The following is a 16,244-nucleotide window of genomic DNA, read 5'->3' on the forward strand; positions in this document are numbered from 1 at the left end:
GTTTAGTCCGGCGTGCGAAGGCGTCAACGGTCGGGTCGACTTTCTCCACAGTGCCAGTGTTCGCAGTGCCGAGTCTGGGTCAGCATTCCACGATATTGACGGCCAGTCCGCCGAGGCTGGTTTCCTTGTATTTCTCGTTCATGTCGAGCCCGGTCTGGCGCATGGTCTCGATTGCGGCATCGAGCGGCACGAAATGAACGCCGTCGCCCTTGATGGCCAGCGAAGCAGCGGTCACCGCCTTGACGGCGCCGAGCGCGTTGCGCTCAATGCAAGGCACCTGCACCAGCCCACCGACCGGATCGCAGGTCATGCCGAGATGATGTTCAAGTGCGATCTCGGCGGCGTTCTCGACCTGCTCGGGCGTGCCGCCCATGACGGCGCACAGCCCCGCTGCCGCCATCGCCGAGGCCGAACCGACCTCGCCCTGGCAGCCGACCTCGGCGCCTGAGATCGAAGCGTTGGTCTTGATGATGCCGCCGATCGCCGCCGCGGTCAGCAGGAAATCGCGGATGCTTGGCTGGTCGGCCTCGGGATGGAAATGCAGCCAGTAGCGCAGCACCGCGGGCAGCGTGCCTGCAGCACCATTGGTCGGCGCGGTGACGACGCGCCCGCCGGCGGCGTTCTCCTCGTTCACCGCCATGGCATAGATCGACAGCCAGTCGTTGGCGAGCAGCGGATTGGGCCGGTTCTGCTGCCACTGCTCCTGCAGCTTGTCATGCAATCGCCGCGCGCGTCGGCGCACCTTCAACCCACCCGGCATGATGCCGTCCTGCGACAGGCCACGCTCGATGCAGCTCTTCATGGCGCTCCAGATGCCGTCGAGGCCGGCGTCGAGTTCCTCGCGCGGCATCTGCGTCTCTTCGTTGACGCGCTTCATGTCGGCGATGGAAAGACCGCTTTTTGCCGCCATCGACAGCATCTCGACGGCGTTCTTGAAGGGGTATGGAACCTTCTTGCCTTCCGTCGTCACCGAGCCCTTCACCTTCATCCGCTGCAGTTCTTCCTCGGAAACCACGAAGCCGCCGCCGATCGAATAATAGATGCGCTTGAGCAGCAGGCGATCGTCGGCATCATAGGCGGAGAAGGCCATGCCGTTGGCGTGGCCGGAAAGCGGCGTCTTGCGGTCCAGCACCAGGTCCGTTGCCGGGTCGAAGCGATAGGAGGGATGGCCGGGCGGCGAAATCCGCTTGTCGGCGGCAATACGGTCGACGATGCTGTCCGCTTGATCGGGGTCCACCGTCTGCGGCATCTGGCCGGCAAGGCCGAGCACGACGGCACGGTCGGAACCATGGCCGATGCCGGTATAGGCAAGCGAGCCGTGCAGGCTGGCAGCGAGGCGGTCGACCTTGGCGCCGGCCGGGCGTGGCCAGTCATCTCCCGCGACCTCGTCGAGAAAACGCCGCGCAGCCGTCATCGGCCCCATCGTGTGCGAACTCGATGGTCCAATGCCGATCTTGAACAGGTCGAAAACCGAAAGGAACACGCGCCGCTCTCTCCTATTGGAATTTACATATAGGAATTCCTGTGATGTTTCCGCTCTTTCGAAGATCGCGGCGCTGCACCTGCCGACCTTGTTTGCTCCGGCAGCGACATCGTTGCGTTCCGCCATCGAAGCGGGGCCACCGCTTGTGGTAAAAGGGTCGCATGGGCGATTCCTTTCATTTGTCGACGGCCGACCTCGTGGCGCTGGCCTTCTTCCTTTTCGTATGGGTGCTGCATACGCTCGCCTCCGACGGGAAGCTGGTCAGCCGCATGTCGCTGACGACAGCGATGAACGTCCAGCGCGAAGCCTGGATGCGGACCATGGCCGAACGCGAGATCCGCATCGTCGACACCGCCATTATGGCAGGTCTTCAACAGGGAACCGCCTTCTTCGCCTCCAGTTCGCTGATTGCGATCGGCGGCTGTTTTGCCCTGCTCGGCGCCTCCGATCAGGTTGTTTCGATGCTGAGCGATCTGCCCCTCGGCGCGACATCATCCCGCTCCGCCTTTCAGATGAAGGTGTTCGGATTGGTGCTGATCCTTGCCTATTCCTTTTTCAAGTTCGGCTGGGCCTACCGGCTGTTCAACTATTGCTCGATCCTGATCGGTGCGGTGCCGATCCGGCACGGCAAGGCTTCACGCAACCCGGTCAGCGAAACCGCGGTATGGCGGGCGGCGCGCATGAACATGCTGGCCGGAAAACATTTCAATTCCGGCATGCGCGGCGTCTTCTTCTCGATCGGCTATCTCGGCTGGTTCGTCGACCCAACGGTGTTCGTACTGTCGACGCTGCTGTTGCTGGCGGTTCTGGTGCGTCGCCAGTTCTTCTCGGCGGCGCGGCAAGCCGTGATCGGTCAGCCGCCCGAACCAACACCCGGTCCGGGGAAAAGCCGATCGATGCGGCCCGACAGCCAGTAGGCGACGAGCCCGATCCATTCGCGGACCGCCGTGCTGGCGGTTTGCAGCGAACCGAAGGGATCGTCGCGGAACATGCCGATGCCTTCCTTGCCGGAGGTGCGGTAATCGACCGGCCAAGGAACGGTGGCAAAGCCGGCCTTGTCGAACAGCGCCTTGGCGCGCGGCATGTGGAAGGCCGAGGTCACCAGCAGCCAGGTCTCGCCCGGTTTCGGGGTGACAAGTTGCCGGGTGAAGACGGCGTTCTCGTAGGTGTTGCGGGATTTTTTCTCGAGGATCAGCCGATCGGCCGTCACGCCAAGCGCGGCGAACAGACGCGGCGCCGTCTCTGCATCGCCCTCGCCTTCGCCGATCATTGCGATGGTGCCGCCTGAGATGACGACTGTCGCTGTCGGAAAATGCCGTGCCAGCACGGCCGCCGCGAGCATCCGATCGCCGCTTGCACTCAGTTCATAGCCGCCACGCACGAAATTGATGGCGCCCTCCATGCCGCCGCCGAGCACGACGATGCCATCGACCTTTTCCGGCAGCGGCGGGCGCGGAAACCGCTCTTCGAGCGGGTTGAGCATCAGCGCGCCGAGCGAGGTCCAGGTCGAGAGGGCGAGGATGAGAAAGGCCAGCCAGCTGCCGGTGGCAAACAGCTTTTTACGCCCGACCAAGGCAGCAAGCAACGCAACCAGCAGCAGGATGATCGCCAGATTCAACGGCTGGACGAGGAGCCAAAATACCTTGGAAAGATAGTAGAACATCCCTCACCCTCAGCTGGGAGACGACACTACCACCACTTTTCCGGCTGGAACGTACCCGCCGCCTGCTCGATCACATGGGCGGTCTGGAACAAAGTTTCCTCGTCGAAGGGCCGGCCGATGAGCTGCAGGCCGAGCGGCAGGCCCTTGGCGTCTAGCCCTGCGGGCACGGCGATGCCCGGCAGTCCAGCCATGTTCACCGTCACCGTGAAGATGTCATTGAGGTACATCTTGACCGGGTCGGCGGCCATGTCTTCGTCGGCGATGCCGAAGGCCGCCGATGGCGTTGCCGGTGTCAGGATGACATCAACGCCCGCCGCGAATGCATTTTCGAAATCCCGCTTGATGAGATTCCGCACTTTCTGCGCCTGCAGATAGTAGGCATCGTAGTAGCCGGCGGAGAGGACATAGGTGCCGATCATGATGCGGCGCTTGACCTCGCGGCCGAAGCCAGCGGCGCGGGTCTTTTCATACATGTCAACGATGTCCTTGCCCGGCACGCGCAGCCCGTAGCGGACGCCGTCATAGCGGGCGAGGTTTGATGAGGCTTCGGCGGGCGCGACGATGTAATAGGCGGGTAGCGCATATTTGGTATGCGGAAGCGAAATGTCGACGATCTCAGCACCGGCATCTTTCAGCCAGGCAATGCCTTTCTGCCACAGCGCCTCAATCTCCTCAGGCATGCCGTCGACGCGGTATTCCCTGGGGATCCCGACCTTCATGCCCTTGATCGGCTTGCCGATCGCCGCCTCGTAATCCGGCACCGGCCGGTCGACCGAGGTGGTGTCCTTCGGATCGACCGAGGCCATGGATTTCAAGAGAATCGCGGCGTCACGCACATCGCGGGCGATCGGTCCGGCCTGGTCGAGCGACGAAGCAAAGGCGACAATACCCCAGCGCGAGCAGCGGCCGTAGGTCGGCTTGATGCCGACGGTGCCGGTGAAGGCGGCGGGCTGGCGGATCGACCCGCCGGTGTCGGTGGCGGTGGCGCCGGCACACAGGAGCGCCGAAACGGCGGAGGCCGAGCCACCCGACGAGCCGCCCGGCACAAGCTGGGCATTGTCGAGCGTACGCGCAGTCCGGGTGCCGCCGGCCGAGACAAAACCGCCATCGCCCTGATGCGTGGTCGGCATCACCACCGTGTCGAGGCGCGAACGCCTCCACGGATTGACGACAGGGCCGTAGTAGGAGGTCTCGTTGGAGGAGCCCATGGCGAACTCGTCCATGTTGAGCTTGCCGAGCATGACGGCGCCGTCGGCCCACAAATTGGCGGTGACGGTCGATTCGTAGTGCGGCTTGAACCCGTCCAGCACATGGCTGCAGGCCTGGGTGTGAATGCCTTCGGTGCCGAACAGGTCCTTTATCCCGAGCGGAATGCCTTCGAGCGACCCGCCCTCGCCCTTCGCCAGCTTCGCGTCCGAGTCCTTGGCCATGTCGCGCGCCTTGTCATCGGTAACGACGACATAGGCGTTGAGCGCCGGATTGGCCCGCTCGATCGCCTGGAGATAGGCTTCGGTGATCTCGGTTGCGGTGATTTCCTTGGTGCGCAGCATGGCGCGGGCCTGCGAAATCGTCAGGTGGGTCAGGTCGCTCATCAAGCAAGGCTCTTTTCGTAAAACACCGACCACTCGGCATCAGGGTAGTCCAGCACCGGGCCGCAGCGCGAAAATCCGGCGCGTTCATAGACGGTCCACGCAGCCGGATGGCGGTCGCCGGTTTCCAGCACCAAACGCTTCAGCCCTTCATTGCGCGCCAACGCTTCGATCCGCTCGACGATCCTGGCGCCGATCTTCCGTCCACGATGCGAAGGCCGCGCGTACATGCGCTTGACCTCGCCGACGGCGCCATCGTGGCGCTTCAGCGCGCCGCAGCCGATGGCAAGGCCGGTGTCGCGAGCGATGAAGACGGTTGTGTCATTGTCGGCCATCTGTTCGACGGTCATGTGGAAGCAGTGCTCCGGCGGCGTCAGTTCCAGCAGCGTGTCGTTGAGTTCCTTAACCAGCCCGCGCACGTCGTCCTGCAGCGGCGTCTCGATGGCGATCTCGATTGCCATCGGCCCGCTACTCCACGACCTTCGGAACGAGGAAGAAATTCTCTTCGGTGGCCGGTGCGTTGGCGACGATGTCGGCCGCCTTGCTGCCGTCGGTGACGACGTCCGGGCGCTTCTTCATCTCCATCGGGATAACTGAAGTCATCGGCTCGACGCCGGAAACGTCGACCTCGTTCAATTGCTCGACAAAGCCCAGAATGGCGTTCAACTCGCCGGTCATGCGCTCGGCATCCTCCTCGCTCACCGCAATACGGGCGAGATGCGCGACGCGCTTCACAGTCTTGACATCAACGGACATATTTGTTTGTGCCTCGGGAAAACCAGTCCGCGCTATAGCGGCGCGGCGCGTGCCGCGCAACATACATCGTGCCGAGAACCGGCCCAGAAGGTCCAAGGCAGGGCCACGCCGTCGCAGAGGAAATAGCTGCCGGCTTTGCATCCTCTACAAGGTGATCGTCCCGCCGATCTGCGGCAACGCCACCTTCACGCCGGATCCCTGCAACCCCGCGACGAACTTGTCGGCGGTCTGGTCGATGATCGGGAACGTGCCGAAGTGACTGGGGATGACGGTCTCGAACTGAAAGAAGCGCCGGCAGGCAAGGGCTGCCACTGCGCCACCCATGGTGAAGCGGTCGCCGACCGGCACGATGCCGATCTTCGGCTCATGTAATTCGTTGATCAGCGCCATGTCGGAAAAGATGTCGGTGTCGCCCATGTGATAGAGTGTCTTGTCCTCCGGAAAATGCAGGACGAGACCGCCTGGATTGCCGAGATAAGTGTTCTGGCCATTGTCACCTGGGAATGACGATGAATGCAGCGCCTGGACGAAGGTGGTGGTGAAACCGCCGCAATCGACGGTGCCGCCGATATTGCCGGGATTGATCTTCTTGTCGCTGGCGCCCTTGCCGACCAGGTACATGCAGACCTCGAAATTGGCGACCAGCATGGCGCCGCTTTTCCCAAGCACTTCAAGCGCACCGCTGATGTGATCGCTATGGCCGTGGGTCAAAAGGACATGCGTCACCCCTTCCGCCGGCTCTTCCCAGCCGCCCTTCCATGACGGATTGCCGATCAGATAGGGATCGATGAGGACTTTCGCGTCGGTGGTTTCGATGCGAAATGCGGAATGTCCGTACCAGGTCAGTTTCATGAATGCCTTCCTCGATTTTTGCTTTGCCAAAGGATAGAACGCCGGCAGTGAAATTAAAGTCCCGCAGCGTCCTTTGCGGGCAGCAGTCGAAGGAAAGCCGTTGAGCATCATCACCATCGAAGAGCTGCCGGCGCGGCTCAGCGGCGGCAAGACGCTGGCCGGGCTCGACCTCGGCGACAAGACCATTGGCGTCGCGGTTTCCGACCGGGGCTTTGCCTTCGCCCACCCGCGTCCCGTCATCATGCGCAGGAAATTCTCGCTGGATGCAGCTGTGCTGCTCGGCTTGCTGCAGAAAGAGAACGTCGGGGCCGTGGTGCTCGGTCTGCCGGTCAACATGGACGGGTCGGAAGGCCCGCGCGCCCAGAAATCCCGCGCCTTCGCCCGCAACATGGCTGCTGTGACCGACCTGCCCTTCGTTTTGTGGGACGAGCGACTGTCGACGGTGGCGGCTGAGCGGACGTTGATCGAGATGGATTTTTCGCGCCGCAAACGCGCCGGCAAGATCGATTCCGCCGCGGCGGCCTTTATTCTGCAGGGCGTTCTCGACCGGCTTCAGGCGCTCGGCGTCGGTGCCTGGTCGAAATAGCGGTCGAGCATTATCCTGATCCAGCCACCGATCACCCGGCGGCGGCGGAACGCCCAAAACGCCATGAGCAGCAGACTGTCGAGGATGCAGGCCTTTGCCACCATGCCGGGAATGAGCGCCGGATCGATGCCAAGCATTTCCCCATAGAGCTGGAAGACGAGGTCATGCAATTGGCGGCTCAGCATGACGTAGCCGAAATTGATATCGTTGAGCGACAGGAAGAACCAGCCCCAGAACAGGGCGAGCGGGGCCGCCCATAGCGCGAACAAGGTGCGCATCAGCGGCGATCCCTCAAGTTTGTGTCCGGCCCGAAGCTTGCGTCCGGCCGGCCGGAAATGCGCGAGAGCGCCGAGTTGTGCGCCGCCGCCTTCGCCATCATATGCGCGGCGGCACGGACTTCACCGGTGCCCGGAACCGTTGCGGCAAGGGCCGACCGCCGCTCTGCGAGCATGGCGACATAGGAAGCCAGCAGTGCCGCCAGTTGCACCGCGATAGCCATGAATAGCCCGTTGATGCCTTGCGCGGCGCCGCCGACGACAATCAGCGACAGTACGCCGGAGGCGGAGATGAAGGCGACCCGCACGACGCTGTCGGTGGCGTCCGGATTTGTCGGGTCGCTAAACAGAGTCTCGACAAAAGCCCAGCAGAAGAGCACCGCGACGACCAGCAGCGCTACGGCAAGCGCTGCCACGACGACGGCCTTTTCGAGGTCGACGAAGCTGGTGTTCTGGAGGACGACGCCGAGCACGCCAAGCGCTGCCGCAACACCGCGATTCCCGTCGATGCAGATGAACGCCAGCAGGGCGAAAACGACCGCCCAGTGCAAGGCCAGAAAGGAGCTTAATATATGCCGCATGGCGTTCCTGCTTCCGTAAACAGGACAGTGGGCTTTGCCGCCCGCCATCGCAATGGAAACCATTTGTTAAGGTTAACGGTCATCCACAGCGGCGCGACAGACGACGAGAAACCCTCCCAAGTCTCTTCTCAGGTGACCGGCGGATAGAGCGTATCGATGATCATACGCGCATCATGGCGTGAATCGAGCATGCCATAAGTGTTGCGCCACTGGCCGGCGAGGCGCGTCTCGACGAAGGCGTCGGCGATCCGCCCTGCCCCCAGCCTGCGAAGCTCCGCCGCTGCCGCCGACAGCGCCAGTTGCTCGGTGAGCAGGCGGGCCGAGCCCTCGTCGGTTGCCGCGACCTGCATTGCAGCCTTGAGCACACCGACGGTGCCGCGTCCGCCGGCGCCGAGATCGCGATCGATGCCGGCCAGCACCTCCTCGAACAGGCCCGGTGCACGCCCCAGCACGCGCAGCACGTCGAGCGCCATGACATTGCCGGATCCCTCCCAGATCGAGTTGACCGGAGCTTCGCGATAGTAGCGGGCGAGCGGCGCCTCCTCGACATAGCCATTGCCGCCGAGGCATTCCATCGCCTCGTAGAGCAGCGGTGGTGCGATCTTGCAGACCCAGTATTTGACGACCGGCGTCATGGCGCGCGCGAAGGCCGCCTCGCCGCGGTCGCTGGCCGCCTCGTCGAAGGAGCGCGCCAGCCGGAACGACAGCGCGGTGGCCGCAGCGACGTCGAGCGCCATGTCGGCCAGCACGCGCTGCATCAGCGGCTGCTCGATCAGATTGGTTCCAAACACCTGGCGGTGACGGGTGTGGTGGACGGCCTCGGCCAGCCCGGCACGCATGATCGCCGACGAGGCGATCGCGCAGTCGAGCCGGGTCAGCGTCACCATGTCCATGATCGTCTTGACACCCGCCCCTGGCTCGCCGACCATCTCGCCGATGGCGTTGACGAACTCCACCTCGGACGACGCGTTGGAGCGGTTGCCGAGCTTGTCCTTCAGCCGCTGGAAGCGGAAGCCGTTACCCGACCCATCGCCGAGAATGCGGGGAACGAGAAAGCACGAAAGCCCTTCCGGCGCCTGTCCAAGCACCAGGAACGCATCCGACATCGGCGCCGACATGAACCATTTGTGGCCGGTCAGGCGATAGAAGCTGCTGCCGGCGCGCTCGGCCCTGGTGACGTTGGCGCGGACGTCGGTGCCGCCCTGCTTCTCGGTCATGCCCATGCCCAGCGTCAGCCCGGCCTTTTCGACCGGCGGCTTTTGGCCCTGGTCGTATTTGCGTGTCGTCACACGCGGCGCCCATTCGCGAAAAAGCTTCGGGCTTGCCATCAGCGCTGCCAGCGATGCGCTGGTCATGGTGATGGGGCAGAGATGCCCGGTTTCGAGCTCGGCCGTCAGGTAGAAACGGGCGGCGCGCACCTGATGACGGCGGCCGATCTCGGCATCGCCATTTTCCCAGACCGACGAATGCAGCCCGTTCGCCACCGACCGGCGCATCAACGCGTGATAGGCTGGATGGAACTCGACCAGATCGATGCGCCGGCCCTGCCGGTCATGGGTCCTGAGCTTCGGCGTCTCGACATTGGCAAGGCGGGCCAGCTCCTGCGCCTCGTGCGTCAGCACGAAACGGCCGAGCCCGTCGAGATCCTTGCGCACCGGATCGGAAAAACGCTCGGCAAGCTGGATCAGCAACGGATCGCCCCGCCAGGCGTTGCCGCCTGCCAGCGGCGGCGGCTGGTTCGTCACGTCGTCGGTCACGCATTGTCCTTATCATCATCATCACAAGGCCACGAATCCGAAGCCATCGGCGGTTTATAGCCCAAGCCGCGCAACCCGCGCGACGAAAATACCGGGGAGAAAGGCCGCAATCCAAAGCTGGTGCTTGCAGCCAAAGGTCCTCCACCCTATAGCAGCGCCTTGAGATGACCGACGCTTCGTCCCTGCCACTCTATCCCCACCGCCATCTTCTGGGCATCCGCGATCTTTCCCCCGCCGACATCGAGCTTTTGCTGGACAGGGCGGACCGGGCGGTCGCGATCTCGCGGCAGTCGGAGAAGAAGACCTCGACGCTGCGCGGCCGCACCCAGATCAACCTCTTCTACGAAGCCTCGACCCGCACGCAGTCGTCGTTCGAGCTGGCCGGAAAACGGCTCGGTGCCGACGTCATGAACATGTCGGTGGCCAGTTCTTCGGTGAAGAAGGGCGAGACGCTGATCGACACGGCGATGACGCTGAACGCCATGCGGCCGGACATATTGATCATCCGCCACCAGTCGGCGGGTGCCGCCGCACTGCTGGCGCAAAAGGTCGGCTGCTCGGTGATCAATGCCGGTGACGGCGCCCATGAGCACCCGACGCAGGCGCTGCTCGACGCGCTGACCATCCGCCGCGCCAGGGGCCCGCTGTCGAAGCTGATCGTGGCGGTCTGCGGCGACATCCTGCATTCGCGCGTGGCGCGTTCCAACATCATGCTTCTCAATGCGCTCGGCGCCCAGGTCCGCGTCGTGGCGCCGTCGACGCTTCTGCCTGCCGGCATCGAGAAAATGGGCGTGATCGTCACCCGTTCGATGGCCGAAGGGCTCAAGGACGCGGATGTGGTGATGATGCTGCGGCTGCAGCGCGAGCGCATGGAAGGCGCTTTCGTGCCTTCGGTGCGCGAATATTTCCACTATTTCGGCCTCGATGCCGAGAAGCTGAAGGCGGCCAAGGACGGCGCTCTGGTCATGCATCCCGGCCCGATGAACCGCGGCGTCGAGATCGCCTCGGAAATCGCCGACGGTCCGCAGAGCGTCATCCAGGAACAGGTGGAGATGGGAGTTGCCGTGCGCATGGCGGTGATGGAAGCCCTGCTCGACCCCCGCCGCAATCGTGAGGACCGCAACCTCGAGGGCCGCGGCGCATGAACACAACGGTCTTCAGCCGGGCGCGCATCGTCGATCCGTCGCGCGGCATCGACGAGGTCGGCACGGTCATTGTCGAGGGCCGCAGGATCGTCGCTGCCGGCAAGGCGGCATTGAACCAGGGCGCTCCGCAAGATGCCGTCGTCATCGACTGCGCCGGCAAGGCTGTTATCCCCGGTCTGATCGATGCGCGCGTCTTCATCGGCGAACCGGGCGGTGAGCACCGCGAAACCATCGCTTCGGCCAGCGTGGCGGCGGCCGCCGGCGGCGTCACTTCCATCGTCATGATGCCCGACACCGACCCGGTGATCGACAATGTCGCGCTCGTCGAATTCGTGCTGCGCACCGCCAAGGACACGGCCATCGTCAACATCTTTCCGGCGGCTGCGATCACCAAGGGCCTCGAAGGCCGCGAGATGACCGAATTCGGGCTGCTGCGCGAGGCCGGCGCGGTCGCCTTCACCGACGGGCGGCACACCATATCAAGCGCACTGGTAATGCGCCGCGCGCTGACCTATGCGCGCGATTTCGGCGGCGTGATCGCTCATGAAACCCAAGACCCCGACCTCGCCTCGTCAGGCGTCATGAATGAAGGCCTCTATGCCAGCTGGCTCGGCCTTGCCGGCATTCCGCGCGAGGCCGAGTCCATTCCGCTGGAGCGCGACCTTGCGCTGGCGCGGCTGACCGGCGGCGCCTATCACGCGGCCAAGATCTCGACGGCCATGGCGGCAAACGCGGTAACGCGGGCGAAAGCCGACAGCGCGAATGTCACAGCAGGCGTCTCGATCCACAATCTGTCGCTCAATGAGAACGATGTCGGCGAATACCGCACCTTCTTCCGGCTGACACCGCCGCTGCGCGCCGAGGAAGACCGGATGGCGATGATCGAGGCGGTCAAGGACGGCACGATCGACCTCATCGTATCCTCGCACGACCCGCAGGACGTCGACACCAAGCGCCTGCCCTTCGCCGACGCCGCGGCCGGTGCCATCGGACTGGAAACGCTGCTGGGTGCGGCGCTGCGGCTCTATCACAATGACGACGTGACGCTGCTTAGATTGGTTGAGACATTGTCCACGGCGCCGGCAAGACTGTTCGGCCTGCCCGGTGGCACGCTGAAGCCGGGTGCGGTCGCCGATCTTGCGTTGGTCGATCTCGACGAGCCATGGATCGTCAGCGAAAGCGGCATCCGTTCGCGCTCGAAAAACACCTGTTTCGAAGGCGCGCGGCTGCAGGGCAAGGTCTTGCAAACGATGGTGGCGGGCCGCACAGTGTTTTCAGCCTAGGGGCATATCTGGGGGAACAATGGCTTACGGCATCGTCTTGGCGCTGGTGTTCGGTTATCTGCTCGGCTCGATCCCGTTCGGGCTCCTGATCACCCGCGCCGCCGGCCTTGGCGACGTCCGCAATATCGGCTCCGGCAATATCGGCGCCACCAATGTACTGCGCACCGGCAACAAGGGCCTGGCCGCCGCCACGCTGCTGCTCGACGCGCTGAAAGGCACGGCGGCTGTGCTGATCGCTGGTCGCTTTGCACCGGAACTCGGGCCTTGGGCCGGCCTCGGCGCTTTTTTCGGCCATCTCTTTCCGGTCTGGCTCGGCTTCAAAGGCGGCAAGGGTGTCGCCACCTATCTCGGCGTGCTGACCGCCCTTGCCTGGCAGGTGGCGCTGATCTTCGCCGTCGTCTGGCTGGCCGCTGCTTTCCTGTTCCGCTATTCCTCGCTGGCGGCGCTGACGGCTGCAGTCGTCGTGCCGATTGCACTCTATGTCCTTAGCACGCCTGAGATTGCCGGGCTGTTCGTGCTGATGAGCCTGATCGTCTTCATAAAACACCGGGCCAACATTGCGCGGCTGCTGGCCGGCACCGAGAGCAAGATCGGGGCCAGGGAGTGAGCCAGCGCGCCGCCGGGCCGCGACTCAGCGACCGGCAGCGGTTGAGCTGGCTTCGTTTGATCCGCACGCCGAATGTCGGCCCGGCCACCTTTCGCGATCTGATCAACCGCTTCGGTTCGGCCGAGACGGCGCTCGAGATGCTGCCCGAGCTGATGATTTCGGGCGGCGCTAGAAAGAGCGTCCGCATCCCGTCGATTGCCGAGGCAGAGGCGGAACTGGAGATGGCCCGGCGGGCCGGCGCCCGCTTCGTCGGCATCGGCGAGGCCGACTATCCGTCGTTGATGAAAAGCATGGACCATCCGCCTCCGCTGCTCGCGGTCAAGGGCGAAGGCGCCGTGTTCCGCTTGCCGGCAGTCGCCATCGTCGGCGCCCGCAATGCCTCGCTGGCCGGGATCAAGATGGCGCGATCGCTCGCCGCCGAACTCGGCCGCAACGGCTACGGCATCGTCTCCGGCCTGGCGCGCGGCATCGACACGGCAGCACATCAGGGCAGCCTTGCGACTGGCACGATCGGTGTGCTGGCCGGCGGCCTCGACCTGCCCTACCCGCCCGAGAATGCCGGACTGTGCAACGAGATTGCCGAGCGCGGCGGCGCCATCATTTCGGAAATGCCGTTCGGTTGGCAGCCGCGCGCCCAGGATTTTCCGCGCCGCAACCGCCTTGTCGCCGGTGCGGCATTGGGGCTGGTCGTGGTCGAGGCCGCGCAACGCTCCGGCTCGCTGATCAGTGCCAGGCTTGCCGGGGAGATGGGCCGGCTGGTATTCGCCGTCCCCGGCTCGCCGCTCGATCCGCGCGCCGCCGGCGCCAACGCCTTGCTCAAGGACGGCGCCACCTTGGTCACCGAGGCATCGGATATTAGCAATGCGATCGCCCCCTTAGTCGGAGTGCAGACACGAGAGGCGCCGCCGCTCGAAGAGCCGCCCGACTTTTCGGCAACGCCGCCGCCCGGCGAACACGACCGCACCCGCGTCATCGAAGCGCTCGGCCCGACGCCGGTGGCGGTCGACGAAATCATCCGCCACACCGGCCTGCATCCCGCCCAGGTTTTCATGGTGCTGTTGGAACTCGACCTCGCCGGCCGGCTGGAGCGCCACGCCGGCGGGAAGGTCTCGCTGGTGTGATCAGAGTTTTCCGGATGTCTCAGCACACGATTCTTGGGAGAACCTGCCCCGATGCTCGCCTCATCCGCCTGTTGCTGGTCGCGTTTGTCGTGGCAGTAATCCGCGGATAAGCCTAAGTAACTGAATTTTAACGTGAAACAATGGTGAGCGCGCAGGGATTCGAACCCTGGACCTACTGATTAAAAGTCAGTTGCTCTACCGGCTGAGCTACGCGCTCCCGCGGGCTCAGAATGCCGCCCTCGAAATTGCGCGGAACATAGGGAGAGTGCCTCGACCGGTCAACCGGAAAAAGTGGGCACGTAAGCCGGGCTTTTCGCGGTCTCATGGCGCCTCGCAAAACGTCTCGACAAGGTCGGAGTTGCTGTCTCGCACAAAAACCGAGACGCGTTACAAATCAGCAGCTTGCTATTTTTCGCGGAACAATTGCGCAACCTGCCCGTTTTTGTCGCTACAAGGGACGACGCTTTCAAGGAGAAGATCAGGAACAGGATCATGTCGGGCTTGCTGGCGACCGCGCTGTCAGCGTCATTCGTTGTAGCGGAGATCGTGCCCGTCAATGCCCAGCCCATCTACGTGCCGCTGGGTCAGAACGTCTCGTCGGATGTCCAGACTGTCGAACACAGGCGGTGGAGGCGTGGTTTCAACCGCGATTTCGCCCGTCGCGATTTCTCCCATCGCGATTTTTACCGTCGCGATTTCGCCCGTGACGATTTCAAGTATTGGCGCGGCCATCGCGGCTATCGCTATTATCGTCGCGGCTATCGCCGTCACGGCGACTACTGGTTCCCGCTGGCTGCCTTCGCCACTGGCGCGCTGATCACCGGCGCGATCATCAACAACCAGTACCGCCCCGTCTATCGAGGCGGTTCACACGTGGGGTGGTGCTACAGCCCCTACAGATCCTACCGGGCCTATGACAACACGTACCAGCCTTACTACGGCCCCCGCCGGCAGTGCATCTCGCCCTATTGATCAAGCCCGGGCAGAGTTGAGTAAGGGTTGTTGAAGAGCCCGCGCCGGCAACGGCGCAGGCTTTTCGGTGCGCGAACTTACAGCATGCTCAGCGTCCGGCGCACAGCATCGCGCCAACCCGCCAGCTTGGCGGAACGGACCGAAGCTCCCATATCCGGCTTGAATCTCCGTTCGAGCGCCCAGCTCTTGGCGAATTCCCTTGTCTTAGGCCAGACGCCCGCCTTCGAGCCGGCCAGCCAAGCCGCGCCGAGTGCCGTCGTCTCCAAAATGGTTGGACGGTCGACCGGCGCATCGAGGATGTCGGCAAGCCGCTGCATCGTCCAGTCCGACGCCACCATGCCGCCATCGACCCTGAGAACGGTCTTCGCTGAAGCGCCCTTCCAGTCCTTGCGCATGGCATCGAGCAGGTCGCGGGTCTGGAAAGCCACGGATTCCAATGCGGCGCGGGCAAATTCGGCCGGGCCCGAATTGCGGGTCAGCCCGAAGATGGCGCCGCGTGCGTCGGCGTCCCAGTGCGGCGCGCCAAGCCCGACGAAAGCCGGCACCAGATAGACTTCTTGAGTCGGATCGGCGCTCGCCGCCAGCACGCCGCTCTGCTCGGCCTTGCCGATCACCTTGATGCCGTCGCGCAGCCACTGCACGGCAGCACCCGCGATGAAGATCGACCCTTCCAGCGCATAAGTGGTCTTGCCGTTCAGCCTGTATGCAATGGTGGTCAACAACCGGTTCTTCGAGCGCACCAGATCACTGCCGGTGTTGAGCAGCGCGAAGCAGCCGGTGCCATAGGTGGACTTCATCATGCCCGGCTCGAAACAGGCCTGGCCGATAGCCGCCGCGTGCTGATCGCCAGCCACACCGAGGATTTTTATCTCCGAGCCAAAGAGACTTTTCTCCGTGATTCCATAATCGTCGGCGCAATCCTTCACCTGCGGCAGCATTTTTCCCGGTATGTTCAGGATCGCCAAAAGCTCGTCGTCCCAGGTATTCTTTTCGATGTTGTAGACGAGTGTGCGCGAGGCGTTGGTGGCGTCTGTGGCGTGAACCTTGCCGCCGGTCAGCCGCCAGATCAAAAAGCTGTCGATTGTGCCGGCCAGCAATTCGCCCTTTTCGGCGCGCTTCCTGGCGCCTTTCACCTTGTCCAGCATCCAGGCGATCTTGGTGCCGGAGAAGTAGGGATCGAGCAGCAGGCCGGTCTTTCTGGTAAACTTCTTCTCCAGCCCCTGCTTCTTCAATTTCTGGCACAGCGGTGCAGTGCGGCGGTCCTGCCAGACAATCGCGTTGTGGATCGGTTTGCCGGTCGCCCGGTCCCAGATGACGACGGTCTCGCGCTGATTGGTGATGCCGATTGCCGAGATGTCGGCGGCCTTTCGCCTGGCAGCAGCCAAGGCTGCCTTGCAGGTCGAAACGACCGTGTCCCAGATTTCCTCTGGATCGTGCTCGACCCAGCCGGAGGCCGGATAGTGCTGGGCAAACTCCTTTTGTCCGCTGCCCACGAGTTTCATGGACCCGTCGAACACGATGGCGCGGCTGGACGTGGTGCCCTGGTCGATCGACAAGATGTATCCGGTCATGCT

Annotated in this window: 17 protein-coding genes and 1 tRNA gene; 7 read left to right on the forward strand and 11 right to left on the reverse strand. The window is 63.7% G+C overall.

The features are described from left to right. Positions 1–79: 79 nt before the first annotated feature. Positions 80–1,483, reverse strand: coding sequence for an L-serine ammonia-lyase (locus AC0L14_RS08200; protein ID WP_473487025.1), 1,404 nt, complete (start codon positions 1,481–1,483; stop codon positions 80–82). A 161-nt stretch (positions 1,484–1,644) separates the two neighbouring features. Here AC0L14_RS08200 and AC0L14_RS08205 point away from each other — a divergent pair, with 161 nt between their 5' ends. Next, entirely contained in the window at positions 1,645–2,400 is a 756-nt protein-coding gene (locus tag AC0L14_RS08205) for a DUF599 domain-containing protein (protein WP_473487026.1), read from the forward strand. Here AC0L14_RS08205 and AC0L14_RS08210 read toward each other — a convergent pair. From AC0L14_RS08210 to AC0L14_RS08230, 5 genes are all read right to left on the reverse strand, one after another. Continuing rightward, positions 2,337–3,146 (reverse strand): YdcF family protein, encoded by an 810-nt coding sequence (locus AC0L14_RS08210; RefSeq protein ID WP_473487027.1) that lies wholly within the window; start codon positions 3,144–3,146, stop codon positions 2,337–2,339. The genes AC0L14_RS08205 and AC0L14_RS08210 overlap by 64 nt on opposite strands. A gap of 26 nt (positions 3,147–3,172) precedes the next feature. Beyond that, on the reverse strand, positions 3,173–4,738 hold the full coding sequence (locus tag AC0L14_RS08215) for an amidase (protein WP_473487028.1): 1,566 nt from the start codon (positions 4,736–4,738) through the stop codon (positions 3,173–3,175). After that, the gene (locus AC0L14_RS08220) at positions 4,738–5,196 is read right to left on the reverse strand and encodes a GNAT family N-acetyltransferase (RefSeq protein WP_473487029.1); all 459 of its coding nucleotides are present in this window, start codon (positions 5,194–5,196) and stop codon (positions 4,738–4,740) included. Before AC0L14_RS08220 ends, AC0L14_RS08215 begins: the two co-directional genes overlap by 1 nt. Before the next feature lie 7 nt (positions 5,197–5,203). After that, entirely contained in the window at positions 5,204–5,491 is a 288-nt protein-coding gene (gene gatC, locus AC0L14_RS08225) for an Asp-tRNA(Asn)/Glu-tRNA(Gln) amidotransferase subunit GatC (RefSeq protein WP_473487030.1), read from the reverse strand. Positions 5,492–5,635: 144 nt separating this feature from the next. Then, on the reverse strand, positions 5,636–6,343 hold the full coding sequence (locus AC0L14_RS08230) for a metal-dependent hydrolase (protein WP_473526777.1): 708 nt from the start codon (positions 6,341–6,343) through the stop codon (positions 5,636–5,638). 100 nt (positions 6,344–6,443) lie between these two features. Here AC0L14_RS08230 and ruvX point away from each other — a divergent pair, with 100 nt between their 5' ends. After that, a complete protein-coding gene (gene ruvX / locus AC0L14_RS08235) occupies positions 6,444–6,929 on the forward strand; it encodes a Holliday junction resolvase RuvX (RefSeq protein WP_123145825.1) in 486 nt (161 codons plus the stop codon). On the opposite strand, the gene AC0L14_RS08240 is transcribed toward ruvX, so the two are convergent. From AC0L14_RS08240 to AC0L14_RS08250, 3 genes are all read right to left on the reverse strand, one after another. Then, positions 6,896–7,207 carry a DUF6105 family protein gene (locus AC0L14_RS08240; RefSeq protein ID WP_123145824.1) on the reverse strand — a complete coding sequence of 104 codons (312 nt, stop codon included), beginning with the start codon at positions 7,205–7,207 and terminating at the stop codon, positions 6,896–6,898. The genes ruvX and AC0L14_RS08240 overlap by 34 nt on opposite strands. Beyond that, a complete protein-coding gene (locus AC0L14_RS08245) occupies positions 7,207–7,785 on the reverse strand; it encodes a hypothetical protein (protein WP_473749135.1) in 579 nt (192 codons plus the stop codon). The genes AC0L14_RS08240 and AC0L14_RS08245 overlap by 1 nt, the downstream gene beginning before the upstream one ends. A 128-nt stretch (positions 7,786–7,913) precedes the next feature. Beyond that, positions 7,914–9,542: a DNA alkylation response protein gene (locus AC0L14_RS08250; protein ID WP_473487033.1), complete on the reverse strand. Its 1,629-nt coding sequence runs from the start codon at positions 9,540–9,542 to the stop codon at positions 7,914–7,916. Positions 9,543–9,706: 164 nt separating this feature from the next. On the opposite strand from AC0L14_RS08250, the gene AC0L14_RS08255 reads away from it, so the two are divergent. The 4 genes from AC0L14_RS08255 to dprA are packed head-to-tail and all read left to right on the forward strand — an operon-like array spanning position 9,707 to position 13,698. Then, positions 9,707–10,687: an aspartate carbamoyltransferase catalytic subunit gene (locus tag AC0L14_RS08255; RefSeq protein WP_123145822.1), complete on the forward strand. Its 981-nt coding sequence runs from the start codon at positions 9,707–9,709 to the stop codon at positions 10,685–10,687. Next, positions 10,684–11,970 (forward strand): dihydroorotase, encoded by a 1,287-nt coding sequence (locus AC0L14_RS08260; RefSeq protein ID WP_473526779.1) that lies wholly within the window; start codon positions 10,684–10,686, stop codon positions 11,968–11,970. The genes AC0L14_RS08255 and AC0L14_RS08260 overlap by 4 nt, the downstream gene beginning before the upstream one ends. 19 nt (positions 11,971–11,989) lie before the next feature. Further along, entirely contained in the window at positions 11,990–12,577 is a 588-nt protein-coding gene (gene plsY, locus AC0L14_RS08265; RefSeq protein WP_473526780.1) for a glycerol-3-phosphate 1-O-acyltransferase PlsY, read from the forward strand. Then, positions 12,574–13,698: a DNA-processing protein DprA gene (gene dprA / locus AC0L14_RS08270; RefSeq protein ID WP_473526781.1), complete on the forward strand. Its 1,125-nt coding sequence runs from the start codon at positions 12,574–12,576 to the stop codon at positions 13,696–13,698. The genes plsY and dprA overlap by 4 nt, the downstream gene beginning before the upstream one ends. A gap of 141 nt (positions 13,699–13,839) precedes the next feature. Here the strand turns inward: dprA and AC0L14_RS08275 are convergent. Next, positions 13,840–13,915: transfer RNA gene (locus AC0L14_RS08275), tRNA-Lys, on the reverse strand. A gap of 275 nt (positions 13,916–14,190) precedes the next feature. Between AC0L14_RS08275 and AC0L14_RS08280 the strand changes: the two genes are divergently transcribed. Next, on the forward strand, positions 14,191–14,670 hold the full coding sequence (locus AC0L14_RS08280; RefSeq protein ID WP_473749137.1) for a BA14K family protein: 480 nt from the start codon (positions 14,191–14,193) through the stop codon (positions 14,668–14,670). A 77-nt stretch (positions 14,671–14,747) separates the two neighbouring features. Here AC0L14_RS08280 and glpK read toward each other — a convergent pair whose 3' ends face one another. Continuing rightward, on the reverse strand, positions 14,748–16,241 hold the full coding sequence (gene glpK / locus AC0L14_RS08285) for a glycerol kinase GlpK (protein ID WP_473526783.1): 1,494 nt from the start codon (positions 16,239–16,241) through the stop codon (positions 14,748–14,750). Positions 16,242–16,244 lie beyond the last annotated feature (3 nt).

This window comes from Mesorhizobium sp. WSM4841 (assembly GCF_055811515.1).

What these genes read in the sequence shown, in the direction of transcription:
- AC0L14_RS08205 (WP_473487026.1), top strand. Translation starts at nt 1,645, where the DNA reads ATGGGCGATTCCTTTCATTTGTCGACGGCCGACCTCGTGGCGCTGGCC.
- AC0L14_RS08210 (WP_473487027.1), bottom strand. Translation starts at nt 3,146, where the DNA reads ATGTTCTACTATCTTTCCAAGGTATTTTGGCTCCTCGTCCAGCCGTTG.
- AC0L14_RS08215 (WP_473487028.1), bottom strand. Translation starts at nt 4,738, where the DNA reads ATGAGCGACCTGACCCACCTGACGATTTCGCAGGCCCGCGCCATGCTG.
- AC0L14_RS08220 (WP_473487029.1), bottom strand. Translation starts at nt 5,196, where the DNA reads ATGGCAATCGAGATCGCCATCGAGACGCCGCTGCAGGACGACGTGCGC.
- gatC (WP_473487030.1), bottom strand. Translation starts at nt 5,491, where the DNA reads ATGTCCGTTGATGTCAAGACTGTGAAGCGCGTCGCGCATCTCGCCCGT.
- AC0L14_RS08230 (WP_473526777.1), bottom strand. Translation starts at nt 6,343, where the DNA reads ATGAAACTGACCTGGTACGGACATTCCGCATTTCGCATCGAAACCACC.
- AC0L14_RS08240 (WP_123145824.1), bottom strand. Translation starts at nt 7,207, where the DNA reads ATGCGCACCTTGTTCGCGCTATGGGCGGCCCCGCTCGCCCTGTTCTGG.
- AC0L14_RS08245 (WP_473749135.1), bottom strand. Translation starts at nt 7,785, where the DNA reads ATGCGGCATATATTAAGCTCCTTTCTGGCCTTGCACTGGGCGGTCGTT.
- AC0L14_RS08255 (WP_123145822.1), top strand. Translation starts at nt 9,707, where the DNA reads ATGACCGACGCTTCGTCCCTGCCACTCTATCCCCACCGCCATCTTCTG.
- AC0L14_RS08260 (WP_473526779.1), top strand. Translation starts at nt 10,684, where the DNA reads ATGAACACAACGGTCTTCAGCCGGGCGCGCATCGTCGATCCGTCGCGC.
- plsY (WP_473526780.1), top strand. Translation starts at nt 11,990, where the DNA reads ATGGCTTACGGCATCGTCTTGGCGCTGGTGTTCGGTTATCTGCTCGGC.
- AC0L14_RS08280 (WP_473749137.1), top strand. Translation starts at nt 14,191, where the DNA reads ATGTCGGGCTTGCTGGCGACCGCGCTGTCAGCGTCATTCGTTGTAGCG.
- glpK (WP_473526783.1), bottom strand. Translation starts at nt 16,241, where the DNA reads ATGACCGGATACATCTTGTCGATCGACCAGGGCACCACGTCCAGCCGC.